The 17,348-nt window shown below is 38.9% G+C and carries 17 protein-coding genes; 14 read left to right on the top strand and 3 right to left on the bottom strand.

Translation table 11 applies throughout. The annotated features are described in order from the left end of the window. Positions 1-33 precede the first annotated feature (33 nt). From DXA60_RS19035 to DXA60_RS00150, 11 genes are all read left to right on the top strand, one after another. Positions 34-648, top strand: coding sequence for a DUF6033 family protein (locus tag DXA60_RS19035; RefSeq protein ID WP_442969706.1), 615 nt, complete (start codon positions 34-36; stop codon positions 646-648). Between the two features lie 4 nt (positions 649-652). Then, on the top strand, positions 653-1,294 hold the full coding sequence (locus tag DXA60_RS00195; RefSeq protein WP_241070957.1) for a hypothetical protein: 642 nt from the start codon (positions 653-655) through the stop codon (positions 1,292-1,294). A 346-nt stretch (positions 1,295-1,640) separates the two neighbouring features. Further along, positions 1,641-2,354 carry a LytR/AlgR family response regulator transcription factor gene (locus DXA60_RS00190; RefSeq protein WP_055193281.1) on the top strand — a complete coding sequence of 238 codons (714 nt, stop codon included), beginning with the start codon at positions 1,641-1,643 and terminating at the stop codon, positions 2,352-2,354. Then, positions 2,351-3,721, top strand: coding sequence for a GHKL domain-containing protein (locus DXA60_RS00185; RefSeq protein WP_117918505.1), 1,371 nt, complete (start codon positions 2,351-2,353; stop codon positions 3,719-3,721). The genes DXA60_RS00190 and DXA60_RS00185 overlap by 4 nt, the downstream gene beginning before the upstream one ends. A 281-nt stretch (positions 3,722-4,002) precedes the next feature. Next, positions 4,003-4,803, top strand: a complete 801-nt coding sequence (locus DXA60_RS00180) for a FlxA-like family protein (RefSeq protein ID WP_117918503.1) — start codon at positions 4,003-4,005, stop codon at positions 4,801-4,803. A gap of 21 nt (positions 4,804-4,824) precedes the next feature. After that, positions 4,825-5,580 (top strand): hypothetical protein, encoded by a 756-nt coding sequence (locus DXA60_RS00175; protein ID WP_241070958.1) that lies wholly within the window; start codon positions 4,825-4,827, stop codon positions 5,578-5,580. A gap of 65 nt (positions 5,581-5,645) precedes the next feature. After that, positions 5,646-6,242 (top strand): hypothetical protein, encoded by a 597-nt coding sequence (locus DXA60_RS00170; protein ID WP_006859435.1) that lies wholly within the window; start codon positions 5,646-5,648, stop codon positions 6,240-6,242. Positions 6,243-6,269: 27 nt separating this feature from the next. Then, positions 6,270-7,028 carry a hypothetical protein gene (locus DXA60_RS00165; RefSeq protein ID WP_117918498.1) on the top strand — a complete coding sequence of 253 codons (759 nt, stop codon included), beginning with the start codon at positions 6,270-6,272 and terminating at the stop codon, positions 7,026-7,028. A gap of 33 nt (positions 7,029-7,061) precedes the next feature. After that, a complete protein-coding gene (locus tag DXA60_RS00160; protein WP_117918496.1) occupies positions 7,062-7,244 on the top strand; it encodes a hypothetical protein in 183 nt (60 codons plus the stop codon). Positions 7,245-7,281: 37 nt separating this feature from the next. Continuing rightward, entirely contained in the window at positions 7,282-7,674 is a 393-nt protein-coding gene (locus tag DXA60_RS00155) for a DUF6033 family protein (RefSeq protein ID WP_199536166.1), read from the top strand. 58 nt (positions 7,675-7,732) lie between these two features. Then, positions 7,733-8,104 (top strand): DUF6033 family protein, encoded by a 372-nt coding sequence (locus DXA60_RS00150; RefSeq protein ID WP_241070959.1) that lies wholly within the window; start codon positions 7,733-7,735, stop codon positions 8,102-8,104. Between the two features lie 279 nt (positions 8,105-8,383). Here DXA60_RS00150 and DXA60_RS00145 read toward each other — a convergent pair whose 3' ends face one another. Then, positions 8,384-9,010: a DUF3879 family protein gene (locus DXA60_RS00145; protein ID WP_117918782.1), complete on the bottom strand. Its 627-nt coding sequence runs from the start codon at positions 9,008-9,010 to the stop codon at positions 8,384-8,386. Between the two features lie 305 nt (positions 9,011-9,315). Here DXA60_RS00145 and DXA60_RS00140 point away from each other — a divergent pair, with 305 nt between their 5' ends. After that, a complete protein-coding gene (locus tag DXA60_RS00140) occupies positions 9,316-10,674 on the top strand; it encodes an ATP-binding protein (protein WP_117918492.1) in 1,359 nt (452 codons plus the stop codon). 118 nt (positions 10,675-10,792) lie between these two features. Here the strand turns inward: DXA60_RS00140 and DXA60_RS00135 are convergent, their stop codons facing one another. Then, the gene (locus DXA60_RS00135; RefSeq protein WP_117918490.1) at positions 10,793-11,668 is read right to left on the bottom strand and encodes an AraC family transcriptional regulator; all 876 of its coding nucleotides are present in this window, start codon (positions 11,666-11,668) and stop codon (positions 10,793-10,795) included. A 198-nt stretch (positions 11,669-11,866) separates the two neighbouring features. Here DXA60_RS00135 and DXA60_RS00130 point away from each other — a divergent pair, with 198 nt between their 5' ends. Then, positions 11,867-13,621 (top strand): ABC transporter ATP-binding protein, encoded by a 1,755-nt coding sequence (locus DXA60_RS00130; protein ID WP_117918488.1) that lies wholly within the window; start codon positions 11,867-11,869, stop codon positions 13,619-13,621. Position 13,622: 1 nt separating this feature from the next. Next, positions 13,623-15,407, top strand: a complete 1,785-nt coding sequence (locus tag DXA60_RS00125) for an ABC transporter ATP-binding protein (protein ID WP_117918485.1) — start codon at positions 13,623-13,625, stop codon at positions 15,405-15,407. 167 nt (positions 15,408-15,574) lie between these two features. Here DXA60_RS00125 and DXA60_RS00120 read toward each other — a convergent pair whose 3' ends face one another. Further along, on the bottom strand, positions 15,575-17,128 hold the full coding sequence (locus DXA60_RS00120) for a response regulator transcription factor (RefSeq protein WP_117918483.1): 1,554 nt from the start codon (positions 17,126-17,128) through the stop codon (positions 15,575-15,577). Positions 17,129-17,348 lie beyond the last annotated feature (220 nt).

Here is a 17,348-nt window from a genome sequence, read left to right as displayed (position 1 = left end):
GCTGAAAAAAATCTCAGTAAAGCGGCACAAAAAATGCTGGAGAATTTGCGTGGATCAAGAAACGACATGGATTTTATGGTTGCCGATTTTGAAAATGGTGATAATGCCAAAGATATTTTAGCCCAAAGTGATAAGGAGTATACGGTTATTTTCTCAAAGGAAGAAATGGAGAAGATGGCGTCTGATCCGAAATATTATGCAGAAAAAATGCATAGCATTGAGGGAGCTTTGCGTATGTCAGATGAAATCAATGCCCAGTTCGGCTTTGAAAGAGCATTTGGTAAGACTAACGGTGGTGTAGATGCTGATACAAAAATAACAAAATTTGGCATCTCTTTTAATAGTGACGGAACTACAACCTTCTTTGCACAATTGGAAAAATCATCAGCCAGTCAGAAAGAATATCTTGAAAAGATTCAGGAAAAGAAAGCTGAGGAGAAAAAGAGGCAAAGAAAAAGGAACAGTCCAAGCAAATCGAAGTACGAAAAACTACAGTTCAGGCAAATTCAAAAGAAGAACTTTTGGATAAGATCAAAAACATTGACTGGGATTCCATTAAACCGGAGGAGAATAAAATCGGCGGAAGGTTTGATTTTTCAATTTAGTGAATTTGGAACAGATGAAATATATGCCAATATGGAGGAATAATATTATGCAGATAACAAGAGATAATTATTCGCAATATGCTCAAATGGTTCAGCAGATGTTCGGGAAAAAAGCAAGTTCAAATGATCCGTTAGCACAATGTGATTATGGCAATTTTTCATTAAGATTTAAGCCTGTGGATATTAACTTTACAAAACCGAACTGGGATACTATCATGACAAAACGAGATAAACCTGCGATGTCAGAAGAAGAATTTGACGAAGCAATAAAAGAACTTGCAAGAAAAGAATTTGTTACTGGAAAAAGGGATGATGATGCTTACCGAAAATTGTGTATGCAGCATGGAGAAACAGTATCTCCTGATAGAAAGGCTATATATGAATCAAGCATGAAAAAAACTGGTGGCAAAATGAATGCTGCATGTATGTTTTGGGATTCAAAAGGTAATAAAACGCTTTCTTATAATCCAGAGTCAAGAAACTGGAAAGCTATAAGTACAGATGAAGAATTTGCAAGAGCAAGAGTGTTTACATCAATTTATAATGATGAGTTAGCCCGTTTGAAGGAAGAGTATGGCGAAAAAGCGAAAGGAAATGTTTCTTATAGCAAAATAAAGGCAGATATATCCGCAGAGGAATCAAAGGAAAAGAACAATAATGAAGGAAATACTATTGATTTGCAGATTTAGATTGTTGATTGCGTTTTAGTAAATAGTAGATAAAAAACGGAAAGATATTCATCGCTGGTAGCGGCATTGAGTTCATAAATTACTACTACTCTAGATAAAAGTAGTATTCCGATAAGTTAAAAGATAAAGCAGATGCAAATAGACACGAATCCCAGCGTATACCAATGAAGGAGTTTATTTCATTTCTTTAATAGTGCAGACATGACTAAAAGACAGGGCAGTGAACCAATAATGGTTTACTGCTCTTTTCACAACAAAAAAAGGTCATTTCACAACAACTGTGGCAGATATAATCTGTTCGTCCGATATAATAAATATATTTATCAGACAAAAAGGAAGTGGCAAAATGCAAATAGCTATCTGTGATGATGAAGTATCTATGGTTCAGATACTGGAAGAAAAGATAAAAAAGTTATTGCCGGATGCGGTTATAGATAAATATTTATCGGGTGATGAACTGATCGCAAGTGGCAGTAAGCCGGATATTCTTTTTCTGGATATTCAGATGCCGGGAATGGATGGGATGGAAACGGCAAAGATGCTTCGTCAGGACAATGAGAATATGATACTCATTTTTGTGACAGCAGCAGAGGAGTATGTTTTTCAGGCATTTGATGTCGGAGCATTTCATTATCTGGTTAAGCCATTTTCCGATGAGAAATTGAAAGAGGTTGTGACAAAGGCAGTCCATAACATAAAAAGGAGTTCCAGACTTGAAAAAGACGAAAAGTATATTATGGTACAGACCGCCGGAAGTCATATAAAGATTTTTCTGCGTGATATTGTGTATGCCGAGGTGTATAACCGGAAAGTTATTATCCATACACGAAGTACGGATATTGAATACTATGGTAAATTACAGGAATTAAGTGATATGGCAGGAACAGATTTTTTCCGAACACACAGAGCCTATCTTGTGCATTTTAAATATGTAGAAAAATATGATGCAACTTGTGTAACTATGAAAAATGGAACTGCATTGATTGCAAAAAAGAATTATCCGGAGTTTGTGAGGAGGTATCTGAAGTATAACCAGAGGAAAGGAAATGAAGTCAGATGAGTTTAGTGGAAAGATGTTGGATGATCACATCGAAGTTTTCTGTTATTGCAATTTTGATTATTACAGGAATCTGTTTTGGTGTTTTTGTATATCCATATATGAAAAAGAAAAGGGAAGCTGCTCTGGTCAGTATTGTTTATATTGGAATTATGTCTGTGCTGTATCTGATACCGCAGCAGATTGGCAATTTTTCTGCATATATGCTGGGGGTTGTGGCTGCATTTCTTGTGATGTATATACAGGACAGAAGAAACATCTATCAGAAAATATTTCTTGCAGTGACATTTTTTTCTATCCGTTGGCTTGCGGTTGCAATGGCAGACAGACTGGATGATTTTATCACAAAAGCTCTGGTTTTTGGGAATACGATTGCAGGAAGACAATGGCTGCAATATGGACTTTATGCTGGAACGAGAATTCTGGATATTGTGCTTTGTATCGTTTTCCTTGCAGTTGCAATCGGTCTGATCAATAAAGCATATGTATACAAAAATGATGAAATGAACGTTAAAGAGCTGGTAATGCTCATCATACCTTCTCTTGTGGGAGTTACAGGATATGGCATTCTGCAATATTATCTGAATATTTATGAAAAAGATACAGGAAAGAGCCTGACAGATACCTATGGATTTTATGGAGCTTTAAGCTTTGTGCATTATTTTATCTCTATCATAGCAATTCTTGTTATGACTACGATGTTTCAAAACTGGAAGGTGGCACAGGAAGAACAGACAGGTCAGGAGCTGGTATTAAATCAGGTCAGTAATATGAAAAAGCATATCGGGGAAGTGGAAAAGCTGTATCAGGATATCCGCAGCCTGCGTCATGACATGGGGAATCATATACAGATGCTGGAACATCTTGTGGCAGAGAATCATATGGATGATGCAGCAGAATATATGGAGCATTTGAAAAAGGAGTGGAATGAAATATCTCCTGAGATAAAAACGGGGAGTCCTGTCATTGATGTGATTCTGATGGAAAAGTTAAGAGAAGCAAAGGAAAAGCAGATTCGTTTTATATCAGATTTTCATTATCCGGGGGATACGAAATTAAATGCATTTGATTTAAGCGTGATCTTAAACAATGCACTGGATAATTGCATGGAAAATGTAAGTGGAGAAAATCCTTATATCAGTATCTCTTCTTTTCGGAAAAACAGTATTTTTATGATAACCATAAAGAACAGATATGAGGGAGAGTTAAATTATAAGGACAGTGATCTGCCGGAAACAACGAAATCCGGGAAGGAGCATGGAATTGGACTGCATAATATCCGGAGGGTTGCAAGGATGTATATGGGAGATATATCTTTAGAGCAGGAGAATCAGGAAGTGGTTCTAAGTATTATGTTACAGGTAGAATAAGGACAAAAAGCACCTTCGAGGTGTTTTTTATTTGCTTCACAACAAAAAAAGGGCGGTTCACAACATCGCTGTTTATTGTAAAGAAAGATATGCCGAAAGAATCAGTAAAGAGAAATCATGTTGTACAGATTTTTTAGGAAACGGATTTCAGAATTTAAGCTCAAGGAGGCCAAATCCTCTCCTCGCCATGGGGTTCGGATTTTGCTTCGCAAAACAAGGAGGCTAAATCCTCTCCTCGCCATGGGACTCGGATTTTGCTTCGCAAAACAAGGAGGATTAAAATGAGAATCAATGGATTTAGTGGGACAAATACGCAGACAGGAACAATGGGAATGACACAGGGGAATGATTCTGTAAGTAAAAATATTCAGAATCAGATTGCAAATGCACAGCAGAAGCTACAGGATTTATCATCGAATGAAGAAATGTCATTAGAGGATAAGATGAAAAAGCGTCAGGAGATACAGCAGGAGATTAACAATCTCAATCAGCAGTTAAGACAGCACCAGATCGAGCAGAGAAAGGAACAGCAGAGTAAAAATTCGTCATCTATGGATGATATGGTGGCTGGAACAAGTAACACTTCTAAAAAGAAAGACACCGGATTGTCACAGGCAAGTATGCAGGCGATGATCTCCGCAGATTCTTCCATGAAACAGGCAAAGGTGCAGGGAAGTATGGCAACACAGATACAGGGACGTGCCAGTGTGCTTGAATCTGAAATCAAACAGGATGCCGGAAAAGGAAATACTGAGAAGAAGGAAGAAGAACTGGCAGAGCTGCAGGCAAAGGCACAGTCTGCGACAGCAGCACAGATGTCTACACTTGCAGATGCAAATAAATCAGTAGAAGAAGCTGCAAAAGCGGAGAACAGCAATACAGAAGACACTGCAACAAAGAACAATACTGATAAATCCGAGAAAACACAGGAATCTGCGGGGGCTGCGGCAGAGGAGACAGACAGCGTAAAGAATACGGATATCAAAGGGGAAACACAGGTGACAGTAGAAACACCGACTCTGGAAAATGCACAGAATGCAACACAGCAGGCAGTGTATACACCGATTGATATTCGTTTATAGTTGGTAAAGGAGAATGGTATTATGTCAGAGATTAAGAGTTTTAGTGATTACAAAAGTAAATATAACAGCAATGTAGATTATTCCGCATTATTTGGAGAAACTTCCGACAGTTCATCCGTAGGAAACACCAATATGCTTTCTGATTATGCTGCGATTAAAAACGGAAGCTATGGAAAACTTATGAAAGCATATTATGCAAAGCAGGATGCAGAAAAATTATCGGGGAAAGGCGATACTTCACAGAAGCTTACACTGATGAAAACAAGTGCGGATTCCCTGAAAAAATCAGCAGATGCACTAAACGATGCGTCACTCTGGGAAAAAAAGAAAATAAAAAAGAAGGATGAAAAGACCGGGGAAGAAACAGAGGTAGAGGATTATGACTGGGATGCAATTACCAAAAAAGTGAAATCTTTTATTGATGATTATAATGATGTTGTTAAGGAGGCAGGAGAATCCAATACAAAAGATGTCCTTAGAAATGCTTCATGGATGACAGGCATGACAGACAAAACCAGTCATTTACTTTCTAAAATAGGTATTACCATAGGAAAGGGTAACAAGCTGGAGCTGGATGAAGATGAATTGAAGAAAGCAGATATCAGTTCATTGAAAACGGTTTTTACAGGTTACAATTCCTTTGCAGGCAAAACAGCCCAGAAAGCAACTGGTATATCAAATGCTGCGAACCGCGCAAGTGCGACTTATACAAACAATGGTACATATTCTAAAAAGGATTCCTCTCTAACGTCAAGTAAGATAGATAAGGAAGTATAGTATGTTAAGCCTAAATGACAAGAAGAAAAATCTTTTGTATTAATTTGTCGGGAAGGAGGAACCAGATGAGTTTTACAGTCAATTTATCCGGTGGAGGTTTACTGATAAATAGATTTAATAGTTCTAATATGTTGAAAAGTACACAGGAAAAATTGCAGCGACAGCAGGAACGGGATAATAAGGTGGCTTTTTTTGAAGCACAAAAAGAAAATTTGAAAAACCGAAAGGCTGACAGTTTGGAAGAAATCTCTGAAAAGCTGGAAATGTTTCATAATTATGAGGATGAAATTGCGGCAGCAAATCAGGAGTATAATAATTCACAGATGTTTCATGTCATGGACGAGGCAGAAGAACATGGCGAAAAGATTGCGGAAGCTGCTGAGAGGAATAAGCCTAAAACAGAAGAAGAACGAAAGGAAGAAATGGTGGATGAAGCTCTTGGAACAGAGGAAAACAAGGGCATGATGTCTGAAATCATGGACGAACTTTCGGAGACAACCGAAGAAATGACAGAGCAGATGACGGAAAAAACTGTGGAGAATATGGAAGAACTTCCAGACGAGGTTTTGCAGGAGCAGCTTGCTACAGATAGTTTAGAGGCAGCAGAAATGGTACAAACAGACACAATTAAAAGGTATGTGCCGATTGATATTAGAGTCTGATGGTATTTATCTGGGAAGGAAACAGCTATGAAGATTTACAATAATACAAATATTACATATTCTGCAATCGAACATAACAGCAGGAAAAATACAAAGCAAAATGTTCCGGCAGATTTAGAAAGGAAAATGACACAGTATACAGATACACTTTCCATTTCCAAAACAGGGCAGGAGAGCTTTCGACATTTATCTTCTGTCAGTTCTATGGATTATCAGAACCGTTTTGAGAAGGAAGTGACGGATATATTTGTCAAAGAAGATACAGAGAGTGTAAAAACTGATTCCTTTGAACATCATGTAAACAGAATGGCAGAAGCATATAACAAAATGAAAAACAGCATTGAAGAAAAATATGCGGAACAAGATTATGAGCCGGAGTATTATGTGACAGAATCGGGCAAAATTGAGGAATTAACCAAAGAAAAAGAACTGGATATGCTGAATCAGGCATATGAAAATCACAGTAATTTTATGGCAACTTCAACAGAAATCTGGTCAGAATTACAGGATTTTACCCCATCGGTAGTTTACCATAAAGGAAGTGAACAGACAGCAAATGAACAGAACATAGGTGAGAACCAGGAGAATACTGCTAAATCTAAAGAAAAGGGGGGTATCCAAAATTCGGCATATCAGGCATTTTTATCCGCCATCCAGTCGGATAACCAGAAATTATCGCAGCAGTATTCGGGTGACTGGAAAGATTTAAGGCTAAGTCTGAATGTATCAGATGGTGATCGGAAAATGCTTAATGGTATTTGGGATTATTATGCTAATAAAAGGTAATGAAAGCTTTGTAATACGAAAGGAGATGTTAGTATGGCAGTTACAGGTGTAAACAATTACTCTAATATTTACACAAATGCTTATACCGGTAATATACAGAAAAATAATGCTAAGGAAACCACAGAAAAGCAGGTTGTGGAGCAAACAGAAGATGTAAAGACAGGGACAACCCGAAAAACTGCAGCGGATGAACTTTCCTATCTTTCTAAAAAATGACAATTATAGTTTTACATCAGCAAATTATAGTCCGGGGATGAAATATGGTAAATCAACTACCATGAATGTAGTGATTTCTCCTCAGTTTTTAACAAAAATGGCAAATGATTCAGACTTAGAAGATGAGTACATAAAAGAAATTGGTAACATGAAAAAACTAGATGAGCAGTTTGCAAAGCAACAAGCAGATATTGGATGGAGAGTTGAACAGGGATGGGCAATAGATAAAGATGGAAATATTAGTTCATGGGCAATAGGACATAAAGATTCAAAAGTAAAATCCTTTCTCCAGAATATGAGTGAAAAAGCCGAAGAAATCCTACAGAAGCAGTTGGAAAAAGCAAAGGATACAAAGGAAGAAAAAGAAGTATTCTCGATGAAAAAGCATAAAGAAGTTATAAAAAAGAACAAGGTTGATTTGAAGGTGTAAATAATCAGATTCGAAGTATTATGCAGAAAAAATGCATAGCATTGAGGGAGCCTTGCGTATGTCAGATGAAATCAATGCCCAGTTCGGATTTGAAAGAGTATTCGGTAAGACTAACGGCAATGCAGATACTGATACAAAAATTACAAAATTTGGCATCTCTTTTAATAGTGACGGAACTACAACATTCTATGCAGAGTTAGAAAAATCATCAGCCAGTCAGAAAGAATATCTTGAAAAAATTCAGGAAAAGAAAGCTGCTGAGAAGAAAGAGATAAAGAAAAAGGAACAATCCAAGCAAATCGAAGTACGAAAAACTACGGTTCAGGCAAATTCAAAAGAAGAACTTTTGGATAAGATCAAAAACGTTGACTGGGATTCCATCAAGTCGGAGGAGAATAAAATCGGCGGAAGATTTGATTTTTCAGTTTAGTTTATTCAGATGAGAATAGAAGCAATTTCATAAAATCTTACATACACACTTGACAATATTCCGCCGAGCGCGGCGTCGGTGAAGGGGTTCGCACCTGTGGTGTGCCAACAGAGGTATCGCGGATGCACTCATGGAAAAAATGACACCTTTAATAATGAAGAATAGTGTACAGAAATAGCAAATGCTGTGAAATCAATGGTGTAAATATCAGAAATAAGGAAGCTAAAAGTTGGGCGGCAGATTAGTTAATAATTTGCCGCCTATATACATTTCTCTCCTTTATACCGATACATCAATAGAATTATGAACGAGTCTGTTACCATTTTGGACAAGTGTAGCTTCTACGGATTCTCTTGTGACATTATCAAGAATGCTTGCATCAAATGCTTGTCTGGGCTTCCAATTTGGATTGGCTGATTTTACTGCCGCATACATAGCAGCTCTATACTGTCCTTCATATTGTTCTAAAGTCCATGTACCACTTAAACGCTTATCTTTGCTGACGCTCAACTGATAATCTTTGAAAATATCGGAACGCTTTGTTGTGTCACCATTTGAAAGACCTTTTTCCTGAATAAATTCCCGCTTCACATTATCAAACATTTTTTGACGATGATCTTCGGATATATTTGTAAGTTTCTGCCATGATGTACCTTTTCCAGTAACATCCATACCTGCAACACCATTTGAATTTAATAAATCTCCGTCCGAATCAAACTGCTTCATCAGATTTTTAATAATCGTATCCCTTCCACCGAATATTTCATATATCATCTTTTCTTCCGGAGACATCATGGATTCATTTTCAATTACTCCAGATAACCAGCTTTTTTCTTTCAATGCCTTATACTGTTTACTATTTGTATTGATACTATTATAGGTATTACCTAAACCGTTAATATTCATTGACATATAAAAGCCTCCCTGCAAATAAATTCAAAATCCGTTTAGAATCAGTACTATATAATATATCATCGCAAATTCCAGAAAATTAATAACACAGTATATAATATAAAATGCTTTTCCCGATATAATTAGGTAAGATTTATGATTGGAAATGAGGAAAAGCATGAACATATGACTTTATAGAATGTGCGTATAATCATAAAAAATATGGTTATAATACTTGCGTATAATCAAAAAACAATTTACAATATGCGTATAATCATAAAATATAGAACGAATATATATGCGCATAATCTGGAGGAGCTATGATATTAAAAAGAAAAATATATAAAAAACTACTGGAATGGAAAAAGGAGTGTCAGGGGAAAAAAGCTTTACTGATAGAAGGCGCCAGACGTATTGGAAAGTCTACCATCTGCGAAGAATTTGGAAAAAGCGAATACAAAAGTTTTCTTCTGATTGACTTTGCTAAAAAAGATAAGGAAGTTGAGGGGTATTTTGAGAAATATCTGAATGATCTGGATACATTTTTTATGTTATTACAGACACATTTTGGAACAAAACTGACAGAGAGAAACTCTCTTATTATTTTTGATGAGGTGCAGATGTTTCCACAGGCAAGAGCAGCGATAAAATATTTAGTGGCAGATGGAAGATATGATTATATCGAAACTGGTTCATTGATATCTATCAGAGAAAATGTAAAGAACATCGTCATACCGTCAGAAGAAAGACATATCAATATGTATCCATTGGATTTTGAAGAATTTGCAATAGCATTAGAAGAAGATTTGCTGGTTGAATATATAAAAAAATGCTTTGAAAAAAGAGAACCTTTGGAAAGAAGTATGCATAATCAGGCAATGCTTTTGTTTCATCAGTATATGCTTGTTGGTGGGATGCCTATGCCTGTAGTAGCATTTATTGAAAGCAAAAAAGATTTTACAGAAGCGGATAGAGAAAAAAGGGACATTCTTAAATTGTATCGGGAAGATATTATGAAGATAGATATGAGATATAGAAGCAAAGTTCTTGCAATCTTTGACCAGATTCCGGGATTCCTTTCACAGCATGAAAAAAGAGTTGTATTCAAAAAGCTACAAGATGGTAGTTATGCAGACCAGTATGAAGAAACATTTTTCTGGTTGTCGGATTCTATGATATCTAATGAGTGTTTTTTGTGTAATGCCCCTAATGTGGGTTTATCATTAAATGAGACAAGGAGCTATGTAAAGTGTTATATGGGAGATACCGGGCTTTTGGTAAGCCATGCATTTGATGAGAATGAATTACTCGAAGATGAAGTGTATAAACAGATATTGGCAGGCAAATTACAGATTAATGAAGGAATGCTTTATGAAAATGCAATAGCTCAGATGCTGGTGGCAAATGGACATAAATTATATTTTTATACACACTATAATGAAAATAAGCATCGAAATGATATGGAAATAGATTTTATCATTTCCAATAACAGCAGATTAAAATATAAGATGTTTCCGATTGAAGTGAAGTCAGGAAAGCAATACAAAACGACCTCATTAAATAATTTCAGAGAAAAATACAAGGAGCGCATAGGGGAAAGTTATATTATTCATCCAAGAAATTTAATTGTAAAAGATGGAATTATATGCATTCCCCCATATATGACGATGAATATATAAAAATCTGACATACACACCAAGTTTTGGAGAGGATGGCATTATCAGTAAAAGATTCCAGAATGGCAAGGAACTGGAATTCGCAGGCTCGAAAGATTTCTGGAAAAAATTTTTAAATGAATCATAATAATTTACGGATCTTTGACGGCGGCATCCCAAACCGTTTTTTAAACAGCTTGCTGAAATGATAGACATCATCATAGCCGACTTCGGCTGCAACTTCCTGGATGCTGCCGTCAAAGCCGTTTTCCAACAATTCTTTTGCTTTTTCAAGGCGGATATTGATCAGGTGGCGGATCGGTGTATCGCCTGTCTCACTTTTAAAAATACGTGAGATATAAAAAGGACTTAAGTACATATTTTCTGCAATCTGATCTAAAGAAATCTTTTCACTGTAATGATCCTCAAAATAATTTACGATCTGGTCAACTACATATTTTTTGCTGGTAGATTCAAAAGAGCAGCCGGTATTGATTTTTACCGGTTCACTCTGTTCCCGCAGCAGCAGGATCAGCATCTGCATCAGATAACTTTTCAACATGATATAACGTCCGCTGCGGCAGACGTCATTTTCTACGCTCATGGCTGTGCAGATCTTAAACAGCTTCTGGCGCAGTTCGCCGGAGGTATGTAAAATAGGAGACTGTGTGGCTGGATCGGATGTCAGATCTTTTAAATGCAGCGGCAGATAATTTTCCGGGAAATCCCCAAAACGGACGTCACATAATCCAACAAAAAATTCCGTAGCCGGATTGGAAGGGTCTGTGCAGAGTGCCTGATGCTTCTGCCCCGGATTTAAAATAATGATATCGCCCTCGGAGATATCATACAAGGAGCCATTGATCCGGTATCTTCCGTGACCGGACAAAATAAAAGCCATCTCGATGAAATCATGGCTGTGATAGAGTTCCTCGTCTTTCAGACGGGTGCCTTTCCAGGTAAATAAAAAAGTAGGATTCAGTTGGTCAAGCAGTTCTTCCTGGTTGTCACAGCACATAGTAATCTCCATTTCTTTGTATAAGTCTGAAAAATTATTTTGTCAATCATGTCATAGTATATCACATTCCCCATCAGAAACCATCCCCTCCGTTGCAAAAAATAACATGAACGGTGCAAGATAGTACATTCCTTTTTACCCCAGAAGTACTATACTGAAAATCCGAAAGAAAAACAAAAAGGGAGTAGGAGGGTTATTATGACACCAATGAAATGGTTCTTTTCATTTCTGAAAAAGTACCGGGGACTGATGATAATTGGTATTTTACTGACCACAGCGGTATCTGTGTTATCGGTGGTCAATCCGTACATATCCGGGCAGATCGTGGATCAGGTCATAAGCGGGGGCAGATATGATAAGCTGATGCCGTTTATCGGCTGTCTGATCGGCGTTACGGTCGTGATGGGGATCTTACGTTTTCTGTTTCAGGTAGCATTTGAGACAGCGTCGCAGGGTGTTTTGTACGATATGAGGGATAAGGTTTACCGAAAACTTTTGGAAGAGGATTTTGCATTTTATAACAAGAAGCGTACCGGGGATCTGATGAGCCGGCAGACCGGAGATATGGATGCGATCCGTCATTTTGTGGCGTATGTGGTCTACATGGTTTATCAGAGTGTGCTGATGTTTGTGTTTGCGCTGCTTATGATCTTTACCGTCAATACAAAACTGGCACTTGCCATGCTTGTGGTACTGCCGTTTACTGCATTTGCAACTTATCGTCAGACAAAAGAGGTACGTCCGGCATTCAAGCGCAACCGTGACTGTTTTTCTTCACTCAATGCGTTTGTGCAGGAAAATGTCAGTGGAAACCGCGTGGTAAAAGCATTTGCAAAAGAAGATTTTGAGATTGAAAAATTTAATAAGGAAAATGATAAATTCCGTGCGGCACAGATTGATGCGTCAAAGATCTGGATGAAATATGTGCCGGTATTTGAGGTGCTTTCGTATGCACTGACGATCATTCTGATCCTATATGGCGGCTATATGGTGATTCAGGGAGAAATCACGTTAGGGCAGCTTGTTACCGTAAACGGATATTTATGGATGTTAAACAACCCGCTGCGTCAGGCAGGATGGCTGGTCAATGATATCAGCAATTTCACAACTTCCGTGGAGAAAATCTATGCGACCTACAGTGAGGAACCGCATGTAAAAACACCGGTATCCGGAGTGGTAAAGAAGCATTTGAAAGGTGAGATCGAGTTTAAAAATGTATCTTACCGTGCAGATGATGAAGACATTGTCATGGATGTCAATTTTAAGGTAAAACCGGGGCAGACCGTCGGTATTATCGGTTCTACCGGAGCCGGAAAATCAACGATCATGAATCTGCTCTGCCGGTTTTATGACACGACTTCGGGAGAGGTACTTGTGGATGGTGTGAATGTCCGCGACATGGATCTTTATAACCTGCGGGATAATATCGGTATGGCAATGCAGGATGTATTCCTTTTTTCGGACACGATCGAAGGGAATATTGCATACGGAAGACCATCCTGCTCCTTTGATGAGGTAAAACAGGCTGCAATCATGGCGGATGCCAATCATTTTATCGGGGCACTTCCGGATGGTTATGAAACAATTGTAGGTGAGCGTGGTGTCGGACTTTCCGGCGGACAGAAACAGCGTATTTCGCTTGCAAGGGCGTTGTTAAAAGATCCGTCAATTCTGATCCTGGATGATACGACGTCAGCGGTGGATATGGAGACGGAGAGTTATATCCAGAGCCAGTTGAAAAAACTGGATAACAAATGCACGATCTTTGTCATAGCATACCGTATTTCTTCCATCAAAGATGCAGATCTGATCCTTGTCATGGATAACGGACGTATCATTGAACAGGGAACCCATGAGGAATTGGTGGCAGCAGGCGGTTATTATGCGACAGCTTTCCATAACCAGTATGGTGAGATCCCACAGGAGATTTTAAGCGGAAAGGGGGAAAAATGAGATGGCAAGAAACAGATATGATATGGATGAAATATTAGAGGACAGCTTTGATGTAAACCAGCTCAAACGTCTGGCAGGCTATATTGCCCCATACAAAAAGAAGATGGCAGGCGTTATACTTTTAATGCTTTCTTCCTCGGCGCTTACCATGGCAATCCCGATCTTTTTTCAGAATGTCATGGATAACAGTATTCCGCAGAAAGATATGAGCTCCATTATCTTTTACAGCGCTGCAACATTGCTGATCGCACTTTATTCCGGTCTTTCCCTGCGGATCAAGATTAAGACCATGAGTGTGATCGGACAGGACATTGTGCATGATATCCGTTACGATATTTTCTGTCATCTGCAGGAACTCCCGTTTTCCTATTATGATGACAGACCACACGGAAAGATACAGGTGCGCGTGGTTAATTACGTGAACAGTTTAAGTGATCTTTTAAGCAATGGTATTGTCAATACATTTACAGATCTGTGCAATCTGATCTTCATTCTGATCTTCATGTTTGCATTAGATGTACGGCTGACATTAGTCTGCCTGTGCGGACTGCCGGTGCTTGTATTTGTGATCATCCTGATCAAGAAAAAACAGCGCAGGGCATGGCAGATCCAGAGCAATAAACAGTCAAACCTGAATGCTTATATTGCGGAAAGCATCAACGGAATCCGTGTGACACAGTCTTTTGTGAGGGAAAATGAAAATACAGGTATCTTCAACAACTTAAGTAAAAATTACCGGAAATCCTGGATGCGTGCGGTAATGTTTAATTTTACAATGGGACCGAGTGTTGATATTATCTCTACATTTACGACGGCACTGATCTATGTGCTGGGTGTCCGATGGATCTTAGCACCGGATATGACACTGACAGTCGGTGTGCTGATCGCATTTACCGCATATATCGGGCGTTTCTGGGCACCGATCAACACGCTGGCAGGATTTTATAATTCACTTTTGACAGCAATCTCTTATCTGGAGAGGATTTTTGAGACGATCGATGAGCCGGTTGGTGTCAAGGATGCACCGGATGCAATTCCGATGCCGGAAGTGGTGGGAGAAGTGAAATTTTCCCATGTGTCTTTTGGGTATGAACCGGGGCAGAAGATTCTGGAAGATATTAATTTTACGGCAGAACCGGGTGAAACTTATGCGATCGTCGGTCCGACCGGGGCAGGAAAATCCACGATCGTGAACCTCATCAGCCGTTTTTATAATGTAGATTCCGGAGTGATCACGATCGATGGCATTGATATCTCGAAGGTGACATTGCACTCCTTAAGGACCCAGATGGGGATCATGATGCAGGACAGCTTTATTTTTGCAGGAACGATCATGGATAATATCCGCTATGGCAACCGCAGTGCAACGGATGAGGAAGTGATCCGGGCAGCAAAAACAGTCTGTGCACATGATTTTATCATGGAGATGGAAAACGGTTATGAAACAGAAGTGAATGAAAGAGGAAGCAGGCTTTCTGCCGGTCAGCGACAGCTTATTTCCTTTGCAAGGGCACTGCTTGCAGATCCGAAGATCCTGATCTTAGATGAGGCGACTTCGAGCATTGATACCGAGACGGAACTGCTTTTGCAGAAAGGATTGAACGAACTTTTGAAGGGACGGACTTCTTTTATCATTGCACACAGACTTTCTACGATCAAAAATGCAAACTGCATCTTATATGTGGATAAAGGCGATATTTTAGAGCGTGGAAATCATGACGAACTGATGGAACAGAAGGGTGAGTATTATAAACTTTATATGTCACAGTATGATTTCTTAAAATGACAGGCAATGCGGTGCCATTTGCCAATCGAAAAACTTAAAGCCAGCGTTTGACACTCGGATCTTAAAAATAAAAACTGCCGCCTCACGGTGATATGCCCCCCTTTTTCTGAACTTACAGAGAAAGGGGGAAATCTATTCACCCGTAGGGCGGCAGTTTTTATGAAAATTTATTCATTTTTATGTTCTTTCCGGTATTCTGCCGGACTTTTTCCAACATATTTTTTGAATTTGATATGGAAATAATCGACATTCCGGTAACCGACTTTTTCTGCGATCGCATAAACTTTTAACTCTGAGGAACAGAGGAGCTCCATCGAGTGTTTGATGCGGACATGGTCGACATAGGAGTTAAAGTTTTCGCCCATCTTTTTGCGGAAGATCTTTCCGAGATACGAGCTGTTGTAACCAAACAGCGGTGCAATATTTTCCAATGTGATATTGCTTGCATAATTGTGGTTGATGTAATGTAAGATATCATCCAGCACGCTTTCACGGGAAGAGTTGCCGATCGAGGACATGATCATTTCAAACTGTTCCGTGAAGAAAAGGATGATCTCATAGAGATAATATTTTTCTTCAATCAGCCGGATGATGTCTGCATTGCTTGGAAATGGGATATTTGCGCCATTATAAAGGCGGTTTGTCTGTTCCTTGATCTGCAGATAAAGGTCTGTCAGAAAAAGCCGTATGGAATCGATCGTATCGGCAGCATGGTAAAGCTCATTGGTAAGCTGTGTTAAGTTTTCCGCTAACATGTTGCGGTTGAATGCCTGAAGATATTCAAACAAACTGGTGGCATAACGGTTTAAAAAAACATCGTTTAAGATCAGTTTTAAACTGTCTGGTTCCGGCAGCTCATCATAGCCGATGGTATGTTGTTCCTGTTCGCAGAAGAAGCGGCGCTCTAAGAGCTGTTTTGCCTGTATATAAGAAGTATGGACTTCTGAAAGCTCTGACACGCATGCACCGTATGTAATAAAAAGACTGTCGAGCGGCGAGTTCTCCTGAGGGCGGCTTTCCCTCTGGTAACGCTCTAAAAAATCATTAAATTTCTGGATCGCAAAAGTTCCTTTCAGCAAAATAACTTCCTGATACTGCAAGGTGATATTATCATAGGAATTATTATCCTGATTGGTCACACGTAAAAGATCTGAAAAGCGGTAGGAGGCATCTGCAGTGTTATGACTGTATTTCTCATAGATCACAACCTGGTAAGTATCTGCTGTCAGATGCAGATCTGCAGCATTTACGTGGGAGAGATCGATTTCATTCGTTAAAAGATCCCGGATGATGGTTTCCCTTGCTTTTTCACGGTAATGCTCCCTTGTATTTGCAGTTGCAGTGTCTTTGTCTAAAGTTTTTTTGATCGAGCAAAGAATCTCTTCTAGTTCATCCTCGTCAATAGGCTTTGTCAGATAATACTGCACGCCATAACGGATGGCCTCCTGCGCATATTTGAAATCAGAATAGCCGCTTAAGATAATAACTTTTCCGGTAAAACCCTGTGCCCTTGCTTCACGGATGACATCAAGTCCGAGCATTCCCGGCATGCGGATATCTAAAAGAACGACATCCGGCTGTAAGGCAAGGAGCTGTTGATAAGCAGCCTCACCGTTAGCAGTTTCACCGGCGATCGTATAGCCGAGAGCCTCCCAGTCAAACAGACATTTGATACCTTCACGAATAATGGATTCGTCATCTGCGATTAAAACCCGATACATACTATAACCTTCCTGTTCCAGTGATAAAATAACTAAAAGTAAGTATAAATGTGAATGTTTTGTTTGTCAAATTTACGGAGTGTTTTATGTACAATTTAGAGGGTATTTTTTGCAGGGTGGGTATAGTAAGATGAGACAAAATGAGATAATTACAGGGAGAAAAATCCTCTGCGCCTGCAAGAGGCAAATGCTATAAAAAACATAGCATGCATTTTTCTCC

The sequence above is a fragment of the Roseburia sp. OF03-24 genome, assembly GCF_003463035.1.
Taxonomy (GTDB): Bacteria; Bacillota; Clostridia; order Lachnospirales; family Lachnospiraceae; genus Roseburia; species Roseburia rectibacter.
This window is presented reverse-complemented; position numbering and strand designations above follow the sequence as displayed.